The organism is Tistrella arctica, assembly GCF_039630945.1.
GTDB classification, from domain to species: domain Bacteria; phylum Pseudomonadota; class Alphaproteobacteria; order Tistrellales; family Tistrellaceae; genus Tistrella; species Tistrella bauzanensis.
In genome coordinates, this window is sequence record NZ_JBBKTV010000004.1 from 399,997 (window position 1) to 422,407 (window position 22,411).

A 22,411-nucleotide genomic window follows, 5' to 3' on the forward strand; every position below is an offset into this window, starting at 1 on the left:
ATGCAACCGGCGATGCGCCGGATTGATCCCCGGCGGCGCAAGATCCGCTCAGATCAGCAACTGGCTGACCACCAGCCAGAAGCCGCCCAGGCTGACCACGAAGGCGATCGCCGCCAGCAGCCCGTCATGGGCGATCAGCGCCAGACCGAAGATGGTGATCGCGGCCGACGGCACGGCGGCGCCCATCGGCACGATTTCCAAAGGCGGCATGATGGCGCCCAGCGCCACACACACGGCCGCGATCACCCGGTTGGCGGGGGTCGTGGTCAGCCGGGTCAGGCGCGGCTTCAGGATGCGGTCCACCACCCGTGCCACCGGGCGCGACCATGCGACGCTTTTGGTCAGCCGGGATTTGTCGGTGCGGATGCGCAGGATGAAACCGGGCAGCCAGAAATGCGACATGCCCAGCAGCAACTGGCCGGCGATCAGGCAGACGATGACGCCGAAAATCGTCGGCACGCTGGGAATGCCGCCGATCGGCGTGATCACGACCAGCCCGCAGACCAGCAGCAGCGGCCCGAAGGATCGCTGGCCGATGGTCTTCCAGATGTCGCCGACCGAGACCTTGCCGCCATCCTCGCCGGCCTCGCACAGCCGGTCGAGCATGTCGTTCAGGCTGCCGGGATCCTGCCGGTCGTTGTCCTCGCGGCCGCGTCCGGCGGCGGTCTGGTTGCGCGGCTCGTGGCTCCGGGTCTGGTCCGTCATGGCTCCGATCCATTGGCGGTGTGCGGGGCCGCGGGGCCCTCGCGGGCGGTTGAAAGATCTTCGACCAGTTGACGCCAGGCGCGGTCACGCCCCGGGCGGTCGCGCTGTCGCAGAATGAACGAGGGGTGCACGGTGACCAGGGCAATGGTCGCGGGCACCTCGGTCGCGGGCGCGACCTCGCGGGCGTCCAGCGGCCAGAACCGGCCCCGGCTGCGCGAGATGGTGACCGCGCGGCCCAACACCGCACGCGCGGCGCTGGCGCCCAGCGCCACGATCACCCGGGGGCGCACGAATTGCCGTTCCAGATCCAGCCACCAGCGGCAGCGGTCGATCTCGCCGGCATCGGGCCGGCGGTGCAGCCGGCGCTTGCCGCGCGGCTCGTTCTTGAAGTGCTTCACGGCATTGGTCAGGTAGATCCGGGCGCGGTCGATACCCGCCGCCTCCAGCGCCTGATCCAGAATCCGCCCCGCCGGTCCCACGAACGGATGGCCGGCCAGATCCTCCTTATCCCCCGGCTGTTCGCCGACCAGCATCAGATGCGGGCTGCGGTCGGCCGGCGGTGCGGCTTGGCCGTCGGCGCCTTCGCCGAACACCGTGCGGCTGGCGCCGCGCCACAGGTCGCACCGCCGGCACCCGGCGGCCAGCCGCCGTGCGGCGGCAAGCGAGGCGACCGGCTGTACCGGCGGGTCGTCGGGCCAGTCGGCATGGCGGTCGGCAGGGCACATCGTCGCGGGCTCCGTCGGTATCGGTCGTGTCCATCGATGGCTGAACGCCCGGCGCGTGCTGCGGTTCCAGCCGTTGCGACGCGCGGCGATCCGGACGGAACCATGGCGCCCGCAAGCGGTTGCACAGAGCACGTACCCACAGAGCACGTACCCACAGAGCACGTACCCACGGAGCACGCATCCGAAGCACGGCGTCGGCGCGGCATGCGAAACGCCCGGCCCGCCCGTCGAGACGGAGATCAAGAGTCATGCAGGTCCAGAAGATCATGAACCGCAATGTCGAGATGGCGCGCCCCGACGAGACACTGCGCGAGGTGGCGCGCCGGATGGCGGAGCAGGACATCGGCTATATGCCGGTCGGCGACGACGACCGGCTGGTCGGGGCAGTGACCGATCGTGACCTGGTGGTGCGCGGGCTGGCCGATGGCCGGGACGGCAGCGCCACGGTCCGCGACGTCATGACCCCCGACGTCAAATACTGCTTCGAGGACGAGGATGTGGAGCATGTCGTTCAGAACATGGGCGACATCCAGTTGCGTCGCATCCCGGTGATGAACCGCGACAAGCGTCTGGTCGGCGTGCTCTCGCTGGCCGATACGGCACTGGCCTATTCCCCCGACAGCACCGGCACCGCGATGTCGGGTGTGGTGGTGCCGGGCGGTGCCCATAACCAGCGCGGCCCCGGCCATGGCTCCGCCGGCAATGGCGGTGGCGGTCGCTGACCGGCGCCTCTCTTCTCATGTTTCAATCCTCCGGAGACCAGACCCATGCCCAGCACCACCGACCCCCAGGCCCGCAAGACCGTGACAATCCATGATCAGACATTGGAACGCGGACCGGGTGGCGAGCTGCACCAGACGGCCGGCGCGGATACCCCCGCGCTGACCACCAGCCAGGGGATGCCGGTGGCCGACGATCAGTCGTCGCTGAAGGTCGGGCCGCGCGGGCCGACCCTGCTGGAAGACGTGCATCTGCGCGACAAGATCTTCCATTTCGATCATGAGCGCATCCCTGAGCGGGTGGTGCATGCGCGCGGCATGGGTGCCCATGGCTTCTTCGAGGCGTATTCGTCTCTGGCCGACATCACCATGGCCGATCCGTTCCAGGAAGCCGGCCGGCGCACCGAGGCCTTCGTGCGGTTTTCCACCGTCGCCGGCAACAAGGGCTCGTCCGATCTGGCGCGCGACGTGCGCGGCTTCGCGGTCAAGCTGTATACCCAGGCCGGCAACTGGGATCTGGTCGGCAACAACATCCCGGTGTTCTTCATCCAGGACGCGATCAAGTTTCCCGATCTGATCCACGCCGCCAAACAGGAACCGGATCGCGGCTTCCCGCAGGCTCAGACCGCCCATGACAATTTCTGGGACTTCATCTCGCTGACCCCGGAAAGCCTGCACATGATCATGTGGATCATGTCGGACCGGGCTATACCGCGCTCGTTCCGGTTCATGGAAGGCTTCGGCGTTCACACCTTCCGGCTGGTGAATGCCGATGGCAAATCCACCTTCGTCAAGTTCCACTGGAAGCCGAAGCTGGGCATGCAGTCGGTGGTGTGGAACGAGGCGCTGAAGATCAGCGGCGCCGATCCCGATTTCCATCGCCGCGATCTGTGGGACGCGATCCAGTCGGGCGACTTCCCGGAATGGGAGCTTGGCATGCAGCTTTTCGACGAAAGCTTTGCCGAAGCCTTCGATTTCGACGTGCTGGACGCGACCAAGATCATTCCGGAAGAGGTGGTGCCGGTGCGCCGGGTCGGGCGGCTGGTGCTCGACCGCGTGGTCGACAACTTCTTTGCCGAGACCGAGCAGGTGGCGTTCTGCACCCAGAACATCGTGCCCGGCATCGACTTCACCAATGATCCGCTGCTTCAGGGACGCAACTTCTCGTATCTCGATACCCAGTTGAAGCGGCTCGGCAGCCCCAATTTCACCGAGATTCCGGTCAACCGGCCGCGCTGTCCGATGCATAATTTCCAGCAGGACGGCCATATGCGGATGGCGGTCAACAAAGGCCGGGCCAATTATCAGCCGAATTCCTGGGGTGAGGGGCCGCGCGAGACCCCGAATTCCGGCTTCTCAAGCCTGCCGGTCGCCGAGACCGAGCCCACCAAGCTGCGCATCCGCCCTGAGAGCTTCGCCGATCATTACAGCCAGGCGCGGCAGTTCTTCATCAGCCAGACGCCTGAGGAACAGACCCATATGGCCTCGGCGCTGGCCTTCGAGCTGAGCAAGGTGGAGCGGGCCGATATCCGGGTGCGGATGGTGGCGCATCTGCTGAATGTGCACGAGGATCTGGCCGAACGGGTGGCCAAGGGGCTGGGCCTTCAATCGATGCCCGATCCGGCGCCGGCCGCGAAGCCGACCCGCATGGACCTGCAGCCCTCGCCGGCCTTGAGCATCATCCTGAACGGCCCGGGCAGCTTCAAGGGCCGCAAGCTGGGCGTGCTGCTGGCCGACGGTGCCGATGCCACGCTGTTCAACGCCCTGACCAGGGCCGCCGGGGCCGAGGGCGCGATGGTCGAGGTGGTCGCCCCCGAAATCGGCGGCGCCACCCTGGACGACGGCACTCTGGTGCCGGCGAAACAGAAAACCGATGGCGGGCCGTCGGTGCTGTATGACGCGGTGGCGGTGCTGATCGGCGCCGATATGGTGAAGAGCCTGGCGCGCGATCCGTCGGTGCTGGATTTCATCGGCGACGCCTTCGCGCACCGCAAATTCCTGGCCTATGCGCCGGCGGCCGACGGCCTGCTGGATGCGGCGGGTGTCGACAAGGCGAAACGCGACGACGGCATCGTCGCGCTCTCTGCCGCGGCCGATGCCGACGATTTCATCGCCACCTGCCGCAAGCTGCGCTTCTGGCCGCGCGAACAGTCGATCAAGCCCGTCTGAGGCAGACCCGTGTGAGGCAGGCCGGTGTGACGCCCGGCTGTCCATCCCCTGTCAGACGACAGAACGCCCGGTACCCGATTTCAGGTGCCGGGCGTTTCACATGACTGCCTGCGCGTGCCGCCGGTTCAGGACACAACCAGGAATTTCGGCATCGAGAACAGGTCCGACAGGGCCTCGGCATCGCGCATGTCGTCGCAGGTCAGAACCGGCGCCTGCCAGAGCTTGCGGGCCGGGTTGGTCCGCGGCTGATCGGAAGTGCGGATGGTGGTCATTGGCTCGTCCCCTCTGGCTGGTGCGGTGTCGCGACTTATGAGGGCGGACCGTAACCTGATGGCGTCCGCATTGTCAATTCATCTGGCGATCCGCCATCATCAGACGACGGAACGCCCGGCATCTGACGTCAGGTGCCGGGCGTTTCACATGACTGCCTGCGCGTGCTGTCGATTCAGGACGCGATCAGGAATTTCGGCATCGACAACAGGTCCGACAGGGCCTCGGCATCGCGCATGTCGTCGCAGCTCAGAACCGGGGTCTGCCAGAGCTTGCGGGCCGGGTTGGTCTGCGGCTGATCGGAAGTGCGGATGGTGGTCATTGGCTCGTCCCCTCTGGCTGGCGCGGTGTCGCGATTTATGAGGGCGGACCGTAACCTGATGGCGCCCGCGTTGTCAATTCATCCGGCGATCCGCCTCTGCCCTCAAGGCTGCCGTCCTGTGGAGCTGGCCGAGAGGCGGTCCCTGCCCATTGACAGGAGGCGCGGCCGGCAGCTTCCGACCATTATTTCACCGGGCGCAATGATGAAGTGTCCAGCTCGATCATTCTCGTCGCGCCGGCAATGCAGCAGTCTGGCGACGCGGAACGGGAGGCGCCCGTTCAGAGGATCGGAGGACCTGGAAATGAAACTCTACCACCACCCCCTGTCGGGCCATTCGCATCGCGCGCGTCTGTTCGTCTCGCTTCTTGGCCTGCCCCATGAACTGGTCGAGCTCGACCTTAAGGCCGGCGCACACAAGACCCCGGAATTCCTGAAGCTCAACCCCTTCGGGCAGGTACCCCTCCTCGATGACGGGGGCGTCATCGTCGCGGATTCCAATGCGATCCTGGTCTATCTCGCCAAGAAGGCGGGGCGTGCCGATTGGCTGCCGGAAGATCCAGGCGGCGCTGCCGCCGTTCAGCGGTGGCTTTCCGTCGCAGCCGGAGAGGTGGCATATGGTCCCGCGGCGGCCAGGCTCATCACGGTGTTCGGGGCGACCTACAATGCCGACGAGGTCATCGCCCGCGCTCACGTCCTCCTGAAGCGGCTCGAAAGCCAGCTCGACGAGCATGACTGGCTGGTGGGCGAACGGCCGACCGTCGCGGATATCGCCATCTACAGCTATGTCGCGCGGGCACCGGAAGGCAATGTCGACCTCCAGGATTATCCCTCGGTCAACGCCTTCCTTCGCCGGGTCGAGGATCTGCCGGGCTTTGTGTCCTTCGTCCGGACACCGGTTGGCCTTGCGGCATGACCCCTTAAGCGGGCGCGTCTGACGCGCCCGCACCCTTGAGCCGGACAGGACATGAGCGATGACCGCGACCCTGGCGACGCTGCCCACGTGGCACGAAGGTGAGACGTTCATTCAGGAAAGGGTGGGTGTCGCCGAACGCATGGCGGCCGTCGGCGAGCGCGTGGTTCGCGACCACATGCCGGACCAGCACCGCGAATTTTACGCGCAGCTCCCCTTCATCGTGCTGGGCAGCGTCGACCCGGACGGCGATGCGTGGGCGACGGTCCTGACCGGCGCGTCAGGCTTCATGTCATCGCCAACGCCGACCACCCTCGACATCGCCGCTCATCCCGACCCCGGCGACCCGGCGAGCAAAGGCATGATGGACGGTGATGCGATCGGTCTCCTGGGGATCGAGATGCACACCCGCCGCCGCAACCGCATGAACGGTATCGCCACGGTCGGCGCGGCCGGGCTTCGGGTCGCCGTCGACCAGAGCTTCGGGAACTGCCCTCGCTATATCCAGCGTCGCGATGTCGAGGTTGCAAGGGATCCCGCCGAGGGGGATACGGGTGCCGTGGAAGACGCGGGTGCCTCGGAAGACGCGAGCGCCGTGGAAGACCTGGCGCAGTTCGATTCCGCGGCGCGCGCCATGATCGCGGCGGCCGATACCTTCTTTGTCGCGACCTATGCCGATCGCACGGAGCGTCGGCAGGTCGACGTGTCCCATCGCGGCGGCAAGGCGGGTTTCGTCCGCATTGCCGAGGACGGCGGCCTCACGATCCCCGATTTCAACGGTAATCTCTTCTTCGCGACGCTCGGGAACATCGTTCTCAACGGCAAGGCCGGGCTGGTCTTCGTCGATTATGCGAGCGGCGACATGCTGCAGATAACCGGCGATGCCGAGGTGGTTCTGGAGTCACCCGAGATCGCAGCGTTCCAGGGCGCCGAGAGACTATGGAAATTCCGGCCGCGCCGCATTGTGCGCCGTTTGGGCGCACTGGCGCTTCGCTGGTCCTTCCGAGAGGATGGCTGGTCACCCAGCTCTCTGATGACCGGAGATTGGGATCAGGCGGCTGCTCGCCTGCAGGCGGCCGAACTCTCGACGCGCTGGCGGCCCTACAAGGTGACCGGGATCGTCGACGAGAGCCCGTCGATCCGCTCCTTTCATCTTCAGCCGGATGATGGGGCCGGCCTTCTTCCATACGCCGCCGGTCAGCATCTGCCGATCCGCGTGACCGTTGCAGGCGCAGACAGGCACACGATCCGGACCTATACGCTGTCCGCAGCACCGTCCGATGGCCTGTACCGCATCAGCGTCAAGCGCGACGGTGCGGTGTCGCGTCACCTTCACGACACCATAGGCGTGGGCGACCGCATCGAGGCGCGTGCGCCGGATGGGCAGTTCACCATCGACGCTGACGTGGCGCGGCGCGCGGTGTTGCTGGCCGGGGGTGTCGGGATCACACCATTGCTCGCGATGCTGCGTCACGTCGTCTACGAAGGGCTGCGCAGGCAGCGAATGCGGCCGGTCATCCTCGTCCAGGCCGCGCATTCGAAGGTGGATCGGCCGTTCGATCGGGAGATCGCCGCGCTTGTGGATGCAGCACAAGGGGCGGTGACCTGGATCAGGGTGCTCAGCGATCCCGGCGGCGCCGACGAGGCCATAGACTATGATGCGGCCGGCCGTATCGACATGGCCCTGCTGACGCGCTTTCTGCCGTTCAACGACGATGACTTCTATCTCTGTGGCCCGCCCTCTTTCACCCAGGCGCTGTATGACGGGCTGCGACGCTATGGCATCGCCGACACGAGAATTTACGCCGAGACGTTCGGGCCGTCGTCATTGAAACGCGCTGTGGATGTTGGTGCCGGCACGCCTGTTCGCCGTCCGCCGTCGACCAGGGCGGTGCCGGTTGTCTTCATGGGCTCGTTGAAGGAGGCCCGCTGGGCGCCGGGGGCGGGCACGTTGCTCCAGCTCGCGGAAGCGCGCGGGCTGGAGCCGGCGTTCGGCTGCCGCGAGGGGACATGCGGAACATGCCGGACCAGGCTGCTCAAGGGTGCCGTCACGTACATCCGGGAGCCGACCGCCCGTGTCGCCGCCGACGAAGTCCTGATCTGCTGCGCCGTGCCGGCCGAGCCGGAGTCGGATGACGACGATCGGATCCAGCTCGCCCTCTGACGCATGTTTCGCGCCGTCGATGGCGTGGTGATCCTGATCCAAGGGTCTTGTGCCGGTCCGGATGGTGCTGCACTGTCCCTCGACAGCCGCGAAACGGGCGAGGCAAGACCATGGATCGCTGGCAAGCCATGCGGATCTTCGTAAAGGTGGCGGAGACGGAGAGTTTCACGGAGTCCGCGCGCCACCTGCACATGAGCGCGCCGGCGGTGACGCGCGCGGTCGCCGCACTCGAAGACCTGATCGGAGCGCGCCTGTTCGTTCGCACGACCCGTTCCGTGAAGCTGACGGAGCCGGGCAGTCGCTACCTGGATGACTGCCGCCGGATCCTGTCGGACATTGCCGAGGCGGAGGCCGCCGCGGCAGGCTCCTATGCGACGCCCTCTGGAACGCTGGCCATCACAGCCTCGGCGTTGTTCGGGCAGATGTACGTGCTCCCGATCGTGCACGACTATCTCAAGGCCCATCCCACCCTGTCGGGTCGACTCCTTTTCGTCGATCGACTGGTGAACATTGTCGATGAGGGCATCGACGTGGCCATCCGTATCGGCCGCCTTCCGGATTCGGGATTTTCCGCAACCCGGGTCGGCTCCGTGCGGCGTGTGGTTTGCGGAGCACCGGCCTATTTCGAAGAGCATGGCGTTCCGTCCTCTCCGGCCGACCTCAAGGACCATCGCATCGTGGCCTCGACGAGCGCGTGGACGTCGCCCGAGTGGAGATTCGCGCGCGACCAGCGGGTGACGATCCATAGCTGGCTGCAATGCAACACCAACGATGCCGCGATCGCGACGGCTGTGGCTGGTTCGGCCCTGACAAGGATCCTTCACTATCAGATCGGTCCGGCCTTGCTCGAAGGCCGGCTTCAGATCGTGCTCGCCGACCATGAGGAGCCGCCACTACCGATCCACGTGCTTTATCCGGAGGGCCGCCATGCACCCGCCAAGGTGAGGGCTTTCGTCGATCTGGCGGTGGCGCGGCTTCGTGAGAACCGGCTTCTCAACTGAGAACGGGACAGGCGCCGGCGCCATTCGGTGCGACGGCCCAAAAGCGGTGTCGGTCCGACGGCCGGCCGATTTCGATCCAGATCGTCACAGCTATCGCCCGTCGATCTCCGCCACATCCGCCGCGGTCACGTCGCCGGGGCGGCCGCCCCAGCGGGTGCGGAGGTCATTGACCAGCGTTGCCATCTCGTCGTCGCTCAACCGGTCGCCGAAGGGCGGCATTTCCTGAAGCCGTTCCTGATTGGCCAGCCGGCGGGCCGGCACGCCGTCGCGGATGATCTTCACCAGATTGATCGGGTCGTCGAGCATCAGGGTGGTGTTGGTGTTCAGCGGCACCGAGGCATGGGGGCGGCCCTCGCCGTCGGTGCCGTGGCAGCCGGCGCAGAGGCCCACATACAGCCGGCGGCCGTCGTCGCCGTCCGGTGGTGGCCCGGCATCCCGCGTCGGGGCTGCCGGGCCGCCGCCCTCGGCCCCGGCCCCGGTCGCGTCATCGATCAGATAGCCGGCCATGGCGGCGATGTCGGCATCGGTCAGGAAGCGGGTGGAATGGTTCAGCACCGGATACATCCGGAAGGTCATGGTGCCCTGCGGGGCCAGACCGGTTGACAGGAAGGCTTCCAGATCCGGCCGGGTCCAGCCGCGCGCGGCCAGGCCGTCGGCGCTGATATCGGGGGCAAGCGCGCCCTCGATCACCTCGCCCTTCAGATGGCGGTCGTCGTCCTTCGCATAGGCGATGGTGCGCGGGGTGTGGCATTCGCCGCAATGGCCCAGCACCTCGACCAGATAGCGGCCGCGCCGCCAGTCCTGGGGGGCGCCCGCCGCATTGCCGGTTCCGGGGGCGACATCGTCCTCGCCGTCGGGATCGTCTTCGTCGTGGGGCCGGAACACCATGTTCCACAGGGCGATCGCCGGGCGGATGTTGAACGGGAACATCATCTCGGCCGGCCGGTCGGGCTTTTCAACCGCAGGCCGGCTCATCAGATACAGCCACAGCGCGTCGACATCGGCGCGGGTCATGGCATGATACGAGGTATAGGGCATGGCCGGGTACAGCCGGGTGCCGTCGGGCATGATGCCATAGGCCAGACTGCGATACAGGTCGTCGGCCGACCAGCCGCCGATGCCGTGATCGGCCGATGGCGTGATGTTGCTGCCATAGATGGTTCCGAACGGGGTTTCCATCGGCAGCCCGCCGGCATAGGCCAGATCATCCTCGGATGTGTGGCAGGCGGCGCAGTCGGCGGCGCGGGCGACATAGCGGCCGCGCGCCACCAGCTCGGCGCGGCTGTCATCGTCCAGCCGGTCGAAATCGACGGTCGCCACGGGGATCGGGCCGGGGCCCGTCAGCGCGAATACCGCCACCCCGCCCGCGACGACGATCACCGCGCCGGCGGCCAGTGTGATGCCAAGCCAGCGTTTCATGGCCCATCCCCCTGGCTGTCACGCCCCTGGCCGCCACGCCCCTGGCCGCCACTGGGCCGGGCCGGGCCATCGACCGTCAGGCCCGGCGTCGACAGGATCACGTCCTTGACGGCGGTGAGATAGCGGACATAGCCGGTGCAGCGGCAGATATGCCGGTTCATGCCGTCCAGCACCACCTGTTCCACATCCGCCCGGTTCACCGGTTCGCGGGCCAGCCGCTCGACCAGCACCGTGGCGCCGTTCACGAAACCGGGCGTGCAATAGCTGCACTGGAACGAGAAATGCTCAAGATAGGCCTGCTGGATCGCCGACAACGCGGTCACCGTGCCGGCATCGTCGCGGGTGGCGTGGCCCTCGATGGTGCGGATGCGGGCGCCGTTCAGATAGGCGGCACCGGTGATGCAGCTTGCCACCGCCTCCGAGCGGCCGTCGGGATGATCGATGATGATGGTGCAGGCCCGGCACACGCCTTGGCCGCAGCCATAGCGGGTGCCGGTCAGGTTCAGATATTCCTGCAGGAATTCCAGCATCATCAGATCCTGTGGCACCTCCACCGGCCCCACCGGGCGGCCGTTCACGGTCAGGCTGACGGCTGTGGTGGCGATGGTCATGACAGCACCTCGCGGATCTTGTCGGCGGTGACCGGCAGGTCGCGGAACCGGTGGCCGATCGCGTGCGCGACGCCATTGGCGATCGCGGCCACCACCGGGATCATCGTCACCTCGGCGATGCCTTTGGGCGGGTCGGATGGCGACAGCGGCGGGATCACCTCGCCGGTCTGGCGCCACACCGCCACATCGGCCGCGCGCGGCAGGCGATAGCGGTTGAAATTCCAGGTGCCGTTGCCGGGGCCGTCCTCATAGAGCGGCAGGTCTTCATACAGCGCATGGCCGATGCCCATGGCGATGCCGCCCTGCAACTGGCCCGAGACCAGCTCGGGCACGATCATGTTGCCGCATTCCATCCAGGAATGATGCGACAGCAGGGTCACCTCGCCCGATCCGCCATTCACCGCCAGTTCCACCAGCGTCGCCACCGGCGCGTAATAGACCACGGCGGCGTTGTTGCGCTGCACCGGCGGATAGAACACCCGCCGGCGTGGCTGAAAGGCATAGCCGGCATCGGTCATCAAGGCCCGGCGGTCGGCCGGCGCGCCCTCGCCCCAGCGCAGCGCCAGGGCATCGATCGGCCAGCGCACCACCGCGCCGTCCAGATCGAATTCGGCCTCTGTCCAGGCCCAGCGATTGAAGGTGTGCACCACCGTGCCGGTCACCAGCCCCATGGCATGGGCGCGCGCGGCCAGCCGGTCGAGCGACAGCGGTTCCAGCGACAGCGCCCGCAGCATCCCGCCCTGCCAGACCGCGTGGCGGCGATCCACCGCCAGGGGGGCCGCCTGACCGCCGCCGATGCCCTCGCCCCAGATCGACAGCGCCGCCGGCCACAGCCCGCGTTCGAACAGCACCCGTGCCGCCTCACGCGTCGCATGCGACAGATAATAGGCCGAGTTCGAGGCACTGCGCGGCGAGGTGATCCGGGGCACCCAGTGGGGATCGCGCGCCCGCTGGTCCTGGTCGTCCTGGGTCATGCTGTATGGTTCGTCATTCGAGGTCAGCTTCAGGTTCGGCCAGTCGATCACCGCGAAATCGGCATCATCGGCCGGTCGGCCCAGCCAGTCGGCCACCACCAGCATCTGCGACGAGGTGGCGCCGTTGCCGATTTCGGTACAGACATGGCGCAACAGGATGCGGCCTTCCGGGCTCACCTCGACCTGGGCGATCGCGGCCTCGGCGCCGGTGCCGTAATCCTTGTGCACGCAGGCGAAGCCGACGCCATAGCGATAGCCGGGGTGGTCGGCCTCATATTGGCGCTTGCGGTTGGCGCGGCCGGTCCACAGCGGATGGCGGGCGGCGCGGTCCAGCAATTCATGGGCGCGGATCGATCCGGCGGGGATGGCGCCCTGCGTGTTCTTCATGCCGGCGCGCAGCACATTGCGCCGGCGCAGCTCGATCGCGTCGATCCCCAATGCCTCGGCCACCTCGTCGACCAGCATCTCGGTCGTGGCCATCGATTGCAGGGTGCCATAGCCGCGCATCGACCCGGCGGTGGGGGCGCGCGATGCCTCCATCCGCACCGCCAGATCGCTTCTGGGCAGGTAATAGATCGATTGCAGCGCCGTCGCCGCCACCTGACCCACCGAGGCGCTGAAATTGGCCCGCCCGCCGCCATCGCCGGTCAAGGCGCTGCGCAGGGCCAGAAACCGGCCGGTGTCGCGGTCGACCGCCAGCGTGGTGTCGATGGTGAAGGGATGGCGCTTGATCGCGCTCTGGAAATGCTCCCACCGGTCCAGCGCCATCCGCACTGGCCGGCCATCGCCGTAAAGCGCCGCCATCGCCACGTAATAGGGGAAGGAATGATGTTCCTTCTGGCCATAGCCCACCGTATAGCCGGGATGGAAGGTCAGCCCGTTCAGCGCGAAGCGGCTGCCTTTGACCATGGTCATGATGTGATCGGCATTGGTATAGGGCGACTGGGTGCCGGTCACCACATGCAGCCGGCCGCTCGCCGGATCGTACCAGGCGTTGCCGTTATCGGTTTCCATCGCCGCCGGATCGACATATTGCGAGGAAAACCGCCGCCGGATGACCAGATGACCATCTTGTGGCGCGTCGAGGTCGCGGGCGATCTCGCCCGCCCAGTACATCGCCTGTTCGGGCGGGCCGCCGCTCTGGTTCCGGTCGGGCCACGCCTCGCCCCGGTTCTGCACCGCCGGCATCAGCATGGTGTTCTTCAGGGCCGAGAACCGGTCCTCGTCGTAAGGCGTGGCGCCGCCGACCCGGACATAGCGCGCGCGGCCATAAGGGTCGCGCTGCCGAATGCCGGTGTCGCGGCCATAGCGCACGGCGCGGTGGTCGAACTGCACCAGTCGTTTCGCCGCCCGGAAGCGGGCATAATCGTGATAGATCAGCAGCGCCACCGGATGGCCCAGAAAAACCGGCGTATCACCGCGCGCCAGCAGCAGATCGCCATAGAAGTCGCGCTCCGGCATGGCGACGCCATCGGCCTTCAGGTCGGCGTCGCGCACGATCCGGTCGGGCGCCAGATCGTCCGGCAGCATCGCCAGGTCGATATCCTCGAAAACCCGGTCGGCGCGGGTCGCGCGGATCAGGAAGCCATGGGCCTGTTCGTCCGGCCAGCCCGGCATGTCGCGGGCGCGGATGTCGATGGCGAACACCTTGTCGCCGGTCACCTTGGTGATGCCGTCGCGACGGAACCGGATGCGGCCGGCCTCGTCCAGCCAGTGCGGCGGCTGGGCGACCCTGGCATCGGCCATGGCGCCAAGTGCCTGGTGCAGCGGAATGACGGCCGCGGTGACACCGGCGGCGGCGGCGGCCTTCAGAAACGACCGGCGCGAGATGTCGGCGGGCCGCTGGGGCGATCGGTATGGGGTGCGGGGCATAAGGGGCGGGGGCTCCCTGTCGTCGGTATGTGCTGTGTCATGGCGGGGCGCGTGGAGTGGTCTGCGGCATCATTGTCGTCGGTTCAGCCGGTCCAGCGCCGCCTGGGTCAGGGGCTCCTGACCCTCCGGCGGCGGGGTGCCGCCCGGTTCCTCACCATTGGCGCGGCCACGCGGATACAGGTCGCTGCGCAGGCGTGGCATGGCTTCCGGGCATTCCTGCTGCATCCAGACCAGCATCTTCTCGCGGATCTCGCAGCGCAGATCCCAGGCGGTGGGCGAGGTGCCGGCGCTCATCAGCGCGCGGATGGTCACCGTGCGCTCGGTGGTGTCGATGACCTGCAACACCCGGACATTGCCGTCCCATAATTTGCTCTCGTCCAGAAACGCGTTCAGTTTCGCGCGCATGCGGTCAAACGACATGCTGTAATCCACCTGCCAGACCACCGATCCGATGATCGCGGCGCTGTGGCGGGTCCAGTTCTGGAACGGCTTCTGAATGAAATACGACAGCGGCAGCACCAGCCGCCGCCAGTCCCACAGCCGGATCACCACATAGGTCGAGGTGATCTCCTCGACCCAGCCCCATTCGTTCTCCACCACCACCGCGTCTTCCAGCCGGATCGGCTGAGTGATGGCGATCTGGATGCCGGCGATCAGGTTCGACAGGATCGGCTGTGCCGCCAGACCGAAGATGATGCCGGCAACGCCGGCCGATGCGAACAGGCTGACACCGAACTGACGCACCGACGGAAAGGTCATCAGCATGGCGGCGATGGTCAGCACCACGATCAGGCCGATGACCACCCGTTGCAGCAGCATCAACTGGGTGCGGTGCTTGCGGGCCAGCAGGTTGTCGGCGACATCGATCCGATAGCGGCGCTTGTTGATGTCGACCACGGTCTGCACGATGGTGATCGCGATCCAGCCGATCAGCCCGATCACGCCCAGTTGCAGCACCCGGGCGATGATCACGCTCTGGCTTTCCTCGGGCGCCACTTCCGGCGCCACGGCGCGCAGCGCCAGCAGGATCAGCGCCAGCCGCACAGGCCCCTTCAGGCGCCGGATCATCTCGGTGCGCAGGCCGATGCCGGTATGCGGGATCACCAGCCGCAGAACCCGGAAGAACAGCCGGTGGGCGATCAGGGCCAGCCCGATCGCCACCACCAGCAACATCAGGGCGCCGGTGCCGGCCGGCATCGACGCCGCCAGCGCCGCCAGCCATTCAGGGGTCTGCAGGCGGTCCACCGGTCGTCAGCCTTTGATGCCGTGGCCGGCCGCACCGTTGGCGGCCGGTGTCAATGCCACCTTCAGCCAGCCGTCGCCCTGGCTGTCGAAGGCCTGATAGGCGTCGATCGCCGACAGGATCGGCCGGTGGCGGGTCAGCACCTTCGCCGGGTCGACCGCGCCGCTCTGCACCAGGTCGATCAGCCGCGGCAGATAGCGGCGGTGGTTGCAGTTGCCCATGTTGATGGTGACGTTGCGGTTCATCGCCTGGCCGATGGGGAAGCTGCGGATCTGCTGTGGATAGACGCCAATGATCGCCAGCGTCCCGGCCTTGGCCATGGCCGGGATCGCCCAGTCCAGCACCTGGGCGCTGTCGGCGCCGGGCGGACTGCCGGGTGCGGCGGCATCCACGCCCACCGCGTCGATCACCCGGTCGGCGCCGATGCCGCCGGTCAGGGCGCGGATCGCCTCGACCGGGTCTTCCTCTTCGAAATTCACGATCTCGGCGCCCTGGGCGCGCGCCGCCTCCAGCCGGTCGGGCAGGCGGTCGACCGCGATCACCCGTTCGGCCCCAAGCAGACGGGCCGAGATGATCGCGAACTGGCCCACCGGCCCGCAGCCGAACACCGCCACGGTGTCGCCCTCGGTGATCTCGGCGATGTCGGCACCGAAATAGCCGGTGGGGAAGATGTCGGACAGCATGATCGCCTGATCGTCGCTGATCCCGTCGGGCAGCCGCATCAGCCCGACATTGGCATGGGGCACGCGGGCATATTCCGCCTGCAAGCCGTCGAACGGTCCGGTCTGTTCCGGTCCGCCGAAGAAGGCGGTGCCGGCCTGCGGCCCGTTGGGGTTGGCCGTGTCGCATTGCGCCAGATAGCCCGAGCGGCAATAGGCGCACCAGCCGCAGCCGATGGTCGACGGGATGACCACCCGGTCGCCGACTTTCAGGTTGCGGACGTCGGCGCCCAGTTCCTCGACGATGCCGATCCCCTCATGGCCCAGGATCGTGCCGGGCTTCATCCCCGGCATGGTGCCGCGCACCATATGCAGATCGGTGCCGCAGATCGCGCTGGTGGTGATGCGCACGATCGCGTCGGTCGGGCCGCGCAAGGACGGCTCGGCGACCTCGTCCAGCCGGATGTCGCCGATATCGTGGAACACAACGGCTTTCATGATGGGATATCCTCGGTCTGTCGGTGTATCAGGTGGCGTCCGGGCGGTCGGGCGCGGTGGCGACGAACAGCCGGTCCGGCCGGATCGGCAGCCGTCGCTGGCGTCGCCCGGTCGCATGATGAACGGCATTGGCGATCGCGGCGGTCATGCCGACATTGCCAAGCTCGCCCAGGCCTTTGATGCCCGACGGGTTGCCGGCGGTGTCGTGTTCGGGCATCAGGATGACGTCGACCGCGCCGATATCGGCATTGACCGGCATCAGATAATTTTCCAGATCGCGGTTCACGATCCGGGCGGCCCGCCGGTCCAGAACCGTCTCCTCCATCAGCGCCGCCGACAGGCCCCAGATCATCCCGCCCTGCAACTGGCTGCGGGCGGTCAGCGGGTTCATGATCCGCCCGGCGGCAAAGGCGCCCACCATCCGCGGCACCCGGATATCCAGGGTGCGGCGGTGGATGCGGATTTCCGCGAACACGGCACCCATGGCATAGCGGGCCATGTCGCCCGAACCGCCGCCGCGCATCGGCGTGCCGCCCTGGCGCAGTTTGTCGACGGCGTCGGGCGTCATGCCGTCGGGCACGAATTCGCCCAGATGGTCGATGGCGGCGATGCCGGCCGCGGCCATGGCGTCGTGCAGGCTCATCGACGGGCCATCGGCGGTGACGCGGCCGTCCGTCAGGTCCAGGGTGGCCGCATCCATGCCGGCGAAGGGGCCGGCGCCGGGGGCGGTCAGCCGGGCGAACAGATCGGCGCGCACCGCGTCGCAGGCGCGCGCGATCGCCGAACACACGCTGGCGGTGGAATTGGATCCGCCTGAGACGGGGGCCGGCGGCAGGTCGCTGTCGCCGACCTGGATGGTCACGGCATCCAGCGGCGCGCCCAGGCATTCCGCGGCCATCTGGCTGGCCACCGTGCGCAGACCGGTGCCGATCTCGTGGCTGGCGGTATCCACCAGCACCGCGCCCGATGCCAGCAGCCGCACCCGCGCGGTGGCGGCGGCGATGTTGGCCGGATACACGGCACTGGCGCAGCCCATGCCCACCAGCCAGTCGCCATCCTGCATCGATCCGGGGCGCGGATCGCGATCGGCCCAGCCGAAGGCCAGGGCGGCGGCGTCATAGCAGGGCATCAGCATGCGGCTGCTATAGGCCCGGTTGGTCAGCGGATCGATCAGGGTGTCGTTGCGGCGCCGGAAATCGATCGGGTCCATCGACAGCGCCTCGGCCATCTCGTCCATGGCGCTTTCCAGCGCGAACAGATAGGGCGTCTCGGGCGGCGATCGCATATAGCCCGGCGTTGCCCGGTCGGCCCGCACCAGATCCAGCCGGGTGGCGACACTGCCATAACCATACAGGCGGCCGGTCACCGAATTGCCGCCGACCAGATACGGATCGGCGCGTGAGGTGACCTCGGCGCCGTTATGGACGAAGCCGGTGATCCGCGCCTCGCCATCCACCGCCATGCGGATCGTCTGGCGGGTTTCCGCGCGATAGGTGGTGGTGGTGAAGCCCTGCGCGCGGGTCGCCACGCAGCGCAGCGGCCGGCCGACATGACGGGCGGCAAAGGCGATCAGCGCCGTGCGGCCGGTCATCGGCCCCTTGCCGCCGAAGGCGCCGCCCACGAAGGTGGACACCACCCGCACGCGGCCCGGGTCGATGCGCAATTGCCGGGCCAGCTCGTGGCGCCAGCCGTTCACGTTCTGCGACGGGTCATGGACCGTCAGATGATCGCCATCCCAGACCGCGGTGGTCGAGAACAGCTCGATCGCATTGTGGTGCTGGGTCGGGGTTTCGTAATCGGCCTCCAGCACCCGCGCCGCCGTGGCGAAAGCGGCCTCGACATCGCCCATCGCCGGATCGCGGCGGCCGGCGGCATCTTTGGCCGCCACGGTTTCGGCGCCGGGGCTGTCGAAACCGGTTGCGGGTTCCTCGGTCTCATAGTCGGGCCGCAGCAAGGCCGCCGCCTCCACGGCGATCTCGGGCGTTTCGGCCACCACCACCGCGATGATCTGGCCGTCATGCCGGATCATCCGGTCGTGCAGCGGCGCCATCGACGATGCGGCGACCCCGAAGCGGGGCGTTTCCATCCGGCCGGCCACGTCGTCATGGGTCAGCACGCCGATCACGCCGTCAAGCGCCGTCGCGGCGGTGGTGTCCAGCCGCAGCAGCCGGCCACGGGCGATGCCGGCGGTCACCAGCATCGCATGGGCCAGCCCGGCAATCGGCGTGTCGGCGGGATAGACGGCGCCGCCGGTCACCTTGGCGCGTCCATCGACGCGCGGCGCCGGGGTGCCGATCGATCGCGGTGCTGGCGGGCGGGGCTGGCCGCCGGCTGCCGGATCGGGGGTGTCGGTGGGGTCGCGCGGGCTCATGGCTGTGCCTCATCGCTGGTGGCGGGCGGCGTGATGGCAGGCGGCAGATCGCGGGCCGCCAGCAGGGCGCGGGTGATGGCGGCGATGCCCAGATCGCGTTTGAAGGCGTTGTCGGGGCGCAGCGCCGCGCCGGTGAACGCGTCGACTGCCGCGGCATTGGCGGCGTCTTCGGTCAGCACCTCGCCCTTCAGCAGCGCCTCCGACGCCGGCAGCCGCCAGGGCACGGTCGCGACCCCGCCCAGGGCCAGCCGCGCCTCGCGGACATGGCCGGTGGCGTCCAGGTCCAGCGCACAGGCCACCGACACCAGCGCGAAGGCAAAGGATGCCCGGTCGCGCAGTTTCACGAACACCGACCGTGCCGCCCAGGCCGGCGCCGGTACCTCGATCGCGGTGATCATCTCGCCGGGCGCCAGCGTGGTCTCGACGTCCGGCCGGTCGCCCGGCAACAGGTGCAGATCGGCGATCGGCAATGGTCGCCTGCGGCCGTCTGCCCCCAGGATGTCGAGCACCGCATCCATCGCCACCAGCCCTTGCGCGAAATCGCCGGGATAGCTGGCGATACAATGGCGGCTGGTGCCCAGGATCGCCGCTTGCCGGCTGCAGCCGTCGATCGCCGCACAGCCGCTGCCGGGCGCGCGCTTGTTGCACGGCCACGAGGTGTCGCGGAAATACATGCAGCGGGTGCGTTGCAGGATATTGCCGCCCAGGCTCGCCATGTTGCGGATCTGCGGGCTGGCGGCCAGTTCCAGGGTCTGGGCCAGCATCGGCAGGTGCCGGCGCAGCAGCGGATCGGCGGCGGCATCGGCCATGCGGGTCAGCGCCCCCAGCCGCAGCATGTCGGGCCGGGGCCGGGTGATGCCGCGCCGGGCCTGCGCGGGATCGTCGGCCGCATCCTCCGCCGCGTCCAGATCCAGCAGCCGGGCGGGTGTCGCCACGCCCAGATGCATCAGATCGACCAGATTGGTGCCGCCGGCGATGAACTGGCCTTGGTCGGCCCCGGTCGGCGTCATGGGCGGCCCTGCATCCGGGTCGCGGCCGGTCGTCGCGGGTTCAAGCTGGAACGGCTGCATCATCCATCTCCACCGGCTGCGGGGCGGCGCCATCCACGGCGTCGTCGGCGGCGATGTCGCGTCCGGCGCCGGCCGCGCGCATCCGCGCACCGCCGTCGCGCACCGCCGCCAGAATGTTGGGATAGGCGGCACAGCGGCACAGATTGCCGCTCATATAGTCGCGGATGGCGTCGTCGCCGCGATCGGCATGGCCTTCCTCGACACAGGCGATCGCTGACAGGATCTGCCCCGGCGTGCAATAGCCGCACTGGAAGGCGTCGTGGTCGATGAAGGCCTGCTGCATCGGGTGCAGCGGCGCGTCGCCGTCTGCCCCGGCGCCGGCCAAGCCCTCGATACTGGTCACCGACCGGCCGCCCATCCGGGCGGCCAGGGTCAGGCAGCCCAGCACCCGCCGGCCGTCGACCAGCAGGGTGCAGGCGCCGCATTGGCCGTGGTCGCAGCCCTTCTTGGCGCCGGTCAGCCCCAGATGATCGCGCAGCGCATCCAGCAGGCTGGTGCGCGGGTCCAGGCTCAGGGTCCAGTCCTGGCCGTTCACGGTCAGAGAGACGGCGATCCTGTGGGGGGCGTGCATCCTGTCCAGGCGGATATCTGTCGGGGCATCCATTGGGGGGGCTCCTGTGGCGGCGGCTCAGGGCGGCAGGGTGTGCGGATCAATCGGTGTCGCGCCGGTCGGGTGGCCAGCCTTCGGGAAAGCGGTCCTCGTGCTCGTCCTCGTCCTCGATATCCGCAAGGTCCGATCCGGGATCGTCGGGGTCGCCGGTGTCGGTGATCTCGTCGAACACGTCCTCGGCGTTGTGGCGGATGCTCTCCTCCGTCGCGTCCAGCCCGTCGGTTTCCCCGGTGACCGGGTCGTGATCGGTGTCGTCGGGCGCGGTCGGCGCGTCATCGCGCGCGACACCGGCGAACCGCCCGCCATCGGGCGCGCGGGTGTCGCGGGCATCCGGGTCGCGACCTTCGGCGCTGCCGATCAGTGGGGCTTCATCGGCCGTCACCTCGGTTGGCCGGTCGGTCGACAGCTTGGGTCTGGCCATGCGAAACGGTCTCCTCAACAGGTGCCGGGCACTGTTGGTCAACGCGGCAGCATCGGTTGGGTTCCGTGGCGCCGGGCTTTCAGCCCGCGCCACCGATGACCGCGGCCAGCCCGTCCAGCCCGCGCGCCAGTTCGTCGTCGGTCAGGGTGGCGAAGCCCAGAACCAGCACGCGCCGGCAGGCACGCCGGTCGGCGCCGGGGTGCAGATAGCTGCCAAGGGTGGGGGCGGCGATGTCCAGTTCCGCCAGCCGCCGGCTGGTCTCGTCCTCGTCCAGGGCCACGCCGCCGGGCCAGCCGGCCGGGTCGTCGGGCAGGGTTGCCAGCAGATGAAAGCCCGAATCGGTGGTGGCGATCGGCAGGCGGTCGCCGAAGCGGCGGGCCAGACCGTCGACCAGCGCCTGTTGCCGGCGCCGGTACAGATGGCGCATCCGCCGGACATGGCGGGCGAATTCGCCGGTCTCGATCAGCCGGGCCAGCATCGCCTGGGTGGCCGTCGGCACAACCTTCTCGTGGGCCAGCGCCCGTCCCAGTGGCCCGGCCAGCGCCTGCGGCACCACCAGATAGCCGATGCGCAGCGCCTGGGTCAGCACCTTGCTGAGCGAGCCCATATAGATCACCGATCCGTGGCGATCCAGGCTCTGCAGGGGCGGCAGCACCCGGGTGGTGTACTGGAATTCGCTGTCGTAATCGTCTTCCACGATCCACGACCGCTGATCATGGGCCCAGTCCAGCAGTTCCAGCCGGCGGCCCAGCGACATCGCCATGCCCAGCGGATAGTGCCGCGACGGCGTGACCAGCGCCAAAGCGGCATCCGGCGCCGTGCGGCGGCCGGCCTCGACCACCAGCCCCTCGCCATCGACCGGCAAGGGCACCGGCTGCACCTGATGGGCCGCGAGCGTCTGGCGTCCGGTGGGCCAGCCGGGATTCTCGGTCCAGGCGCGGCTGCCGGGGGCCGCCAGCAGCCGCGCCAGCAGGCCGATGGCATGGGTGCCGCCGGCGGTGATCAGCACCTGATCGGCGGTGCAGACCAGGCCGCGGGCGGTGCGCAGATATTCCGCCAGCGCCGCCCGCAGGCCGGCATGGCCGGCGGGTGGCGCCTTGCGGAAGTCATGCGGCGCGGCCATCCGCCAGTGCCGTGCCGCCAGCCGGGCGAACACCGCGCGCGGGAACTGGTCGGCCGCGGGCAGGGTGGGGGAAAAGGCACCGGTCGACCGGGTGTCGAAACCTGTGGTCTCAGTCAGCGCCCGGCCGCGTGCCGGCAGGCGGGCGATCATCGCGTGATCGTCGGGGCCTGCCGGCGTCGTCGCCGCCGCTGCCGCCGGCAGCCGGCCATCGGCGCGCGCCCGCACCACGGTTCCGGCGCCCTGGCGGGCGTCCAGCAGGCCCTCGGCGGTCAGATGGTCGAAGGCTTCGCGCAACGGGCGGCGCGACACGCCAAGCTCGGCCGCGATCGAGCGGGTGGATGGCAGGCGGGTGCCCGCGGCCAGCCGCCCCGACAGGATGCCCCGGCGCAGTTCGGTATAGATCTGGTGATACAGCGGTATCGGGCTGTCGCGGTCGATGTCGAGGAAATCGAGCACCGGACCGCCGGAATGCCGCGTCATACCATCGCCCTTTCCGCGCCGGCCCGGAATGGGCCCTTGGATCTGGGGAAAATGGGCACGAATTCCGCCCACTCT

19 protein-coding genes are annotated in these 22,411 nt (G+C 68.4%); 5 read left to right on the top strand and 14 right to left on the bottom strand.

The window, feature by feature from the left end; translation table 11 throughout:
* Positions 1-48: 48 nt before the first annotated feature.
* Together WG924_RS11300 and WG924_RS11305 are read right to left on the bottom strand one after the other, a co-directional pair.
* Positions 49-705, bottom strand: a complete 657-nt coding sequence (locus tag WG924_RS11300) for an exopolysaccharide biosynthesis protein (RefSeq protein ID WP_345933127.1) — start codon at positions 703-705, stop codon at positions 49-51.
* Positions 702-1,451 carry a UdgX family uracil-DNA binding protein gene (locus tag WG924_RS11305; RefSeq protein ID WP_372044706.1) on the bottom strand — a complete coding sequence of 250 codons (750 nt, stop codon included), beginning with the start codon at positions 1,449-1,451 and terminating at the stop codon, positions 702-704. The genes WG924_RS11300 and WG924_RS11305 overlap by 4 nt, the downstream gene beginning before the upstream one ends.
* 227 nt (positions 1,452-1,678) lie before the next feature.
* Here WG924_RS11305 and WG924_RS11310 point away from each other — a divergent pair, with 227 nt between their 5' ends.
* Both WG924_RS11310 and WG924_RS11315 read left to right on the top strand, forming a co-directional pair.
* On the top strand, positions 1,679-2,152 hold the full coding sequence (locus WG924_RS11310; RefSeq protein WP_188574885.1) for a CBS domain-containing protein: 474 nt from the start codon (positions 1,679-1,681) through the stop codon (positions 2,150-2,152).
* A gap of 45 nt (positions 2,153-2,197) precedes the next feature.
* Positions 2,198-4,318, top strand: a complete 2,121-nt coding sequence (locus tag WG924_RS11315) for a catalase (RefSeq protein ID WP_345933129.1) — start codon at positions 2,198-2,200, stop codon at positions 4,316-4,318.
* 125 nt (positions 4,319-4,443) lie between these two features.
* On the opposite strand, the gene WG924_RS11320 is transcribed toward WG924_RS11315, so the two are convergent.
* Positions 4,444-4,590 (bottom strand): hypothetical protein, encoded by a 147-nt coding sequence (locus WG924_RS11320; RefSeq protein ID WP_345933130.1) that lies wholly within the window; start codon positions 4,588-4,590, stop codon positions 4,444-4,446.
* Positions 4,591-4,763: 173 nt separating this feature from the next.
* A complete protein-coding gene (locus tag WG924_RS11325) occupies positions 4,764-4,910 on the bottom strand; it encodes a hypothetical protein (protein ID WP_345933131.1) in 147 nt (48 codons plus the stop codon).
* Between the two features lie 301 nt (positions 4,911-5,211).
* On the opposite strand from WG924_RS11325, the gene WG924_RS11330 reads away from it, so the two are divergent.
* The 3 genes from WG924_RS11330 to WG924_RS11340 all read left to right on the top strand — a co-directional run bounded on the left by WG924_RS11330 (position 5,212) and on the right by WG924_RS11340 (position 8,985).
* Positions 5,212-5,823 carry a glutathione S-transferase family protein gene (locus tag WG924_RS11330; protein ID WP_345933132.1) on the top strand — a complete coding sequence of 204 codons (612 nt, stop codon included), beginning with the start codon at positions 5,212-5,214 and terminating at the stop codon, positions 5,821-5,823.
* Positions 5,824-5,881: 58 nt separating this feature from the next.
* Positions 5,882-7,984, top strand: a complete 2,103-nt coding sequence (locus WG924_RS11335; protein WP_345933133.1) for a 2Fe-2S iron-sulfur cluster-binding protein — start codon at positions 5,882-5,884, stop codon at positions 7,982-7,984.
* 110 nt (positions 7,985-8,094) lie between these two features.
* A complete protein-coding gene (locus tag WG924_RS11340) occupies positions 8,095-8,985 on the top strand; it encodes a LysR family transcriptional regulator (protein WP_345933134.1) in 891 nt (296 codons plus the stop codon).
* Positions 8,986-9,075: 90 nt separating this feature from the next.
* Here the strand turns inward: WG924_RS11340 and WG924_RS11345 are convergent, their stop codons facing one another.
* The 10 genes from WG924_RS11345 to pdxR all read right to left on the bottom strand — a co-directional run bounded on the left by WG924_RS11345 (position 9,076) and on the right by pdxR (position 22,336).
* Complete coding sequence (locus WG924_RS11345; RefSeq protein WP_345933135.1) at positions 9,076-10,404, bottom strand: c-type cytochrome; 1,329 nt, start codon at positions 10,402-10,404, stop codon at positions 9,076-9,078.
* Positions 10,401-11,015, bottom strand: a complete 615-nt coding sequence (locus tag WG924_RS11350) for a (2Fe-2S)-binding protein (protein ID WP_345933136.1) — start codon at positions 11,013-11,015, stop codon at positions 10,401-10,403. The genes WG924_RS11345 and WG924_RS11350 overlap by 4 nt, the downstream gene beginning before the upstream one ends.
* On the bottom strand, positions 11,012-13,861 hold the full coding sequence (locus WG924_RS11355; protein ID WP_345933137.1) for a xanthine dehydrogenase family protein molybdopterin-binding subunit: 2,850 nt from the start codon (positions 13,859-13,861) through the stop codon (positions 11,012-11,014). Before WG924_RS11355 ends, WG924_RS11350 begins: the two co-directional genes overlap by 4 nt.
* Positions 13,862-13,930: 69 nt before the next feature.
* Positions 13,931-15,106, bottom strand: a complete 1,176-nt coding sequence (locus tag WG924_RS11360) for a mechanosensitive ion channel family protein (protein WP_345933138.1) — start codon at positions 15,104-15,106, stop codon at positions 13,931-13,933.
* Between the two features lie 6 nt (positions 15,107-15,112).
* Positions 15,113-16,261: a zinc-dependent alcohol dehydrogenase gene (locus WG924_RS11365; RefSeq protein WP_345933139.1), complete on the bottom strand. Its 1,149-nt coding sequence runs from the start codon at positions 16,259-16,261 to the stop codon at positions 15,113-15,115.
* A gap of 28 nt (positions 16,262-16,289) precedes the next feature.
* Positions 16,290-18,632 (bottom strand): xanthine dehydrogenase family protein molybdopterin-binding subunit, encoded by a 2,343-nt coding sequence (locus WG924_RS11370; protein WP_345933140.1) that lies wholly within the window; start codon positions 18,630-18,632, stop codon positions 16,290-16,292.
* On the bottom strand, positions 18,629-19,702 hold the full coding sequence (locus WG924_RS11375) for an FAD binding domain-containing protein (protein WP_372044705.1): 1,074 nt from the start codon (positions 19,700-19,702) through the stop codon (positions 18,629-18,631). Before WG924_RS11375 ends, WG924_RS11370 begins: the two co-directional genes overlap by 4 nt.
* Positions 19,683-20,306 (bottom strand): (2Fe-2S)-binding protein, encoded by a 624-nt coding sequence (locus WG924_RS11380; RefSeq protein ID WP_345933142.1) that lies wholly within the window; start codon positions 20,304-20,306, stop codon positions 19,683-19,685. The genes WG924_RS11375 and WG924_RS11380 overlap by 20 nt, the downstream gene beginning before the upstream one ends.
* A gap of 46 nt (positions 20,307-20,352) precedes the next feature.
* Positions 20,353-20,733, bottom strand: a complete 381-nt coding sequence (locus WG924_RS11385; protein ID WP_345933143.1) for a hypothetical protein — start codon at positions 20,731-20,733, stop codon at positions 20,353-20,355.
* Between the two features lie 79 nt (positions 20,734-20,812).
* Positions 20,813-22,336, bottom strand: coding sequence for a MocR-like pyridoxine biosynthesis transcription factor PdxR (gene pdxR / locus WG924_RS11390; protein ID WP_345933144.1), 1,524 nt, complete (start codon positions 22,334-22,336; stop codon positions 20,813-20,815).
* Positions 22,337-22,411: the final 75 nt, after the last annotated feature.

Coding starts and splice junctions, on each gene's coding strand:
- WG924_RS11300 (WP_345933127.1), bottom strand. CDS start 705: ATGACGGACCAGACCCGGAGCCACGAGCCGCGCAACCAGACCGCCGCC.
- WG924_RS11310 (WP_188574885.1), top strand. CDS start 1,679: ATGCAGGTCCAGAAGATCATGAACCGCAATGTCGAGATGGCGCGCCCC.
- WG924_RS11315 (WP_345933129.1), top strand. CDS start 2,198: ATGCCCAGCACCACCGACCCCCAGGCCCGCAAGACCGTGACAATCCAT.
- WG924_RS11320 (WP_345933130.1), bottom strand. CDS start 4,590: ATGACCACCATCCGCACTTCCGATCAGCCGCGGACCAACCCGGCCCGC.
- WG924_RS11325 (WP_345933131.1), bottom strand. CDS start 4,910: ATGACCACCATCCGCACTTCCGATCAGCCGCAGACCAACCCGGCCCGC.
- WG924_RS11330 (WP_345933132.1), top strand. CDS start 5,212: ATGAAACTCTACCACCACCCCCTGTCGGGCCATTCGCATCGCGCGCGT.
- WG924_RS11335 (WP_345933133.1), top strand. CDS start 5,882: ATGACCGCGACCCTGGCGACGCTGCCCACGTGGCACGAAGGTGAGACG.
- WG924_RS11340 (WP_345933134.1), top strand. CDS start 8,095: ATGGATCGCTGGCAAGCCATGCGGATCTTCGTAAAGGTGGCGGAGACG.
- WG924_RS11345 (WP_345933135.1), bottom strand. CDS start 10,404: ATGAAACGCTGGCTTGGCATCACACTGGCCGCCGGCGCGGTGATCGTC.
- WG924_RS11350 (WP_345933136.1), bottom strand. CDS start 11,015: ATGACCATCGCCACCACAGCCGTCAGCCTGACCGTGAACGGCCGCCCG.
- WG924_RS11355 (WP_345933137.1), bottom strand. CDS start 13,861: ATGCCCCGCACCCCATACCGATCGCCCCAGCGGCCCGCCGACATCTCG.
- WG924_RS11365 (WP_345933139.1), bottom strand. CDS start 16,261: ATGAAAGCCGTTGTGTTCCACGATATCGGCGACATCCGGCTGGACGAG.
- WG924_RS11370 (WP_345933140.1), bottom strand. CDS start 18,632: ATGAGCCCGCGCGACCCCACCGACACCCCCGATCCGGCAGCCGGCGGC.
- WG924_RS11375 (WP_372044705.1), bottom strand. CDS start 19,702: ATGCAGCCGTTCCAGCTTGAACCCGCGACGACCGGCCGCGACCCGGAT.
- WG924_RS11380 (WP_345933142.1), bottom strand. CDS start 20,306: ATGGATGCCCCGACAGATATCCGCCTGGACAGGATGCACGCCCCCCAC.
- WG924_RS11385 (WP_345933143.1), bottom strand. CDS start 20,733: ATGGCCAGACCCAAGCTGTCGACCGACCGGCCAACCGAGGTGACGGCC.
- pdxR (WP_345933144.1), bottom strand. CDS start 22,336: ATGACGCGGCATTCCGGCGGTCCGGTGCTCGATTTCCTCGACATCGAC.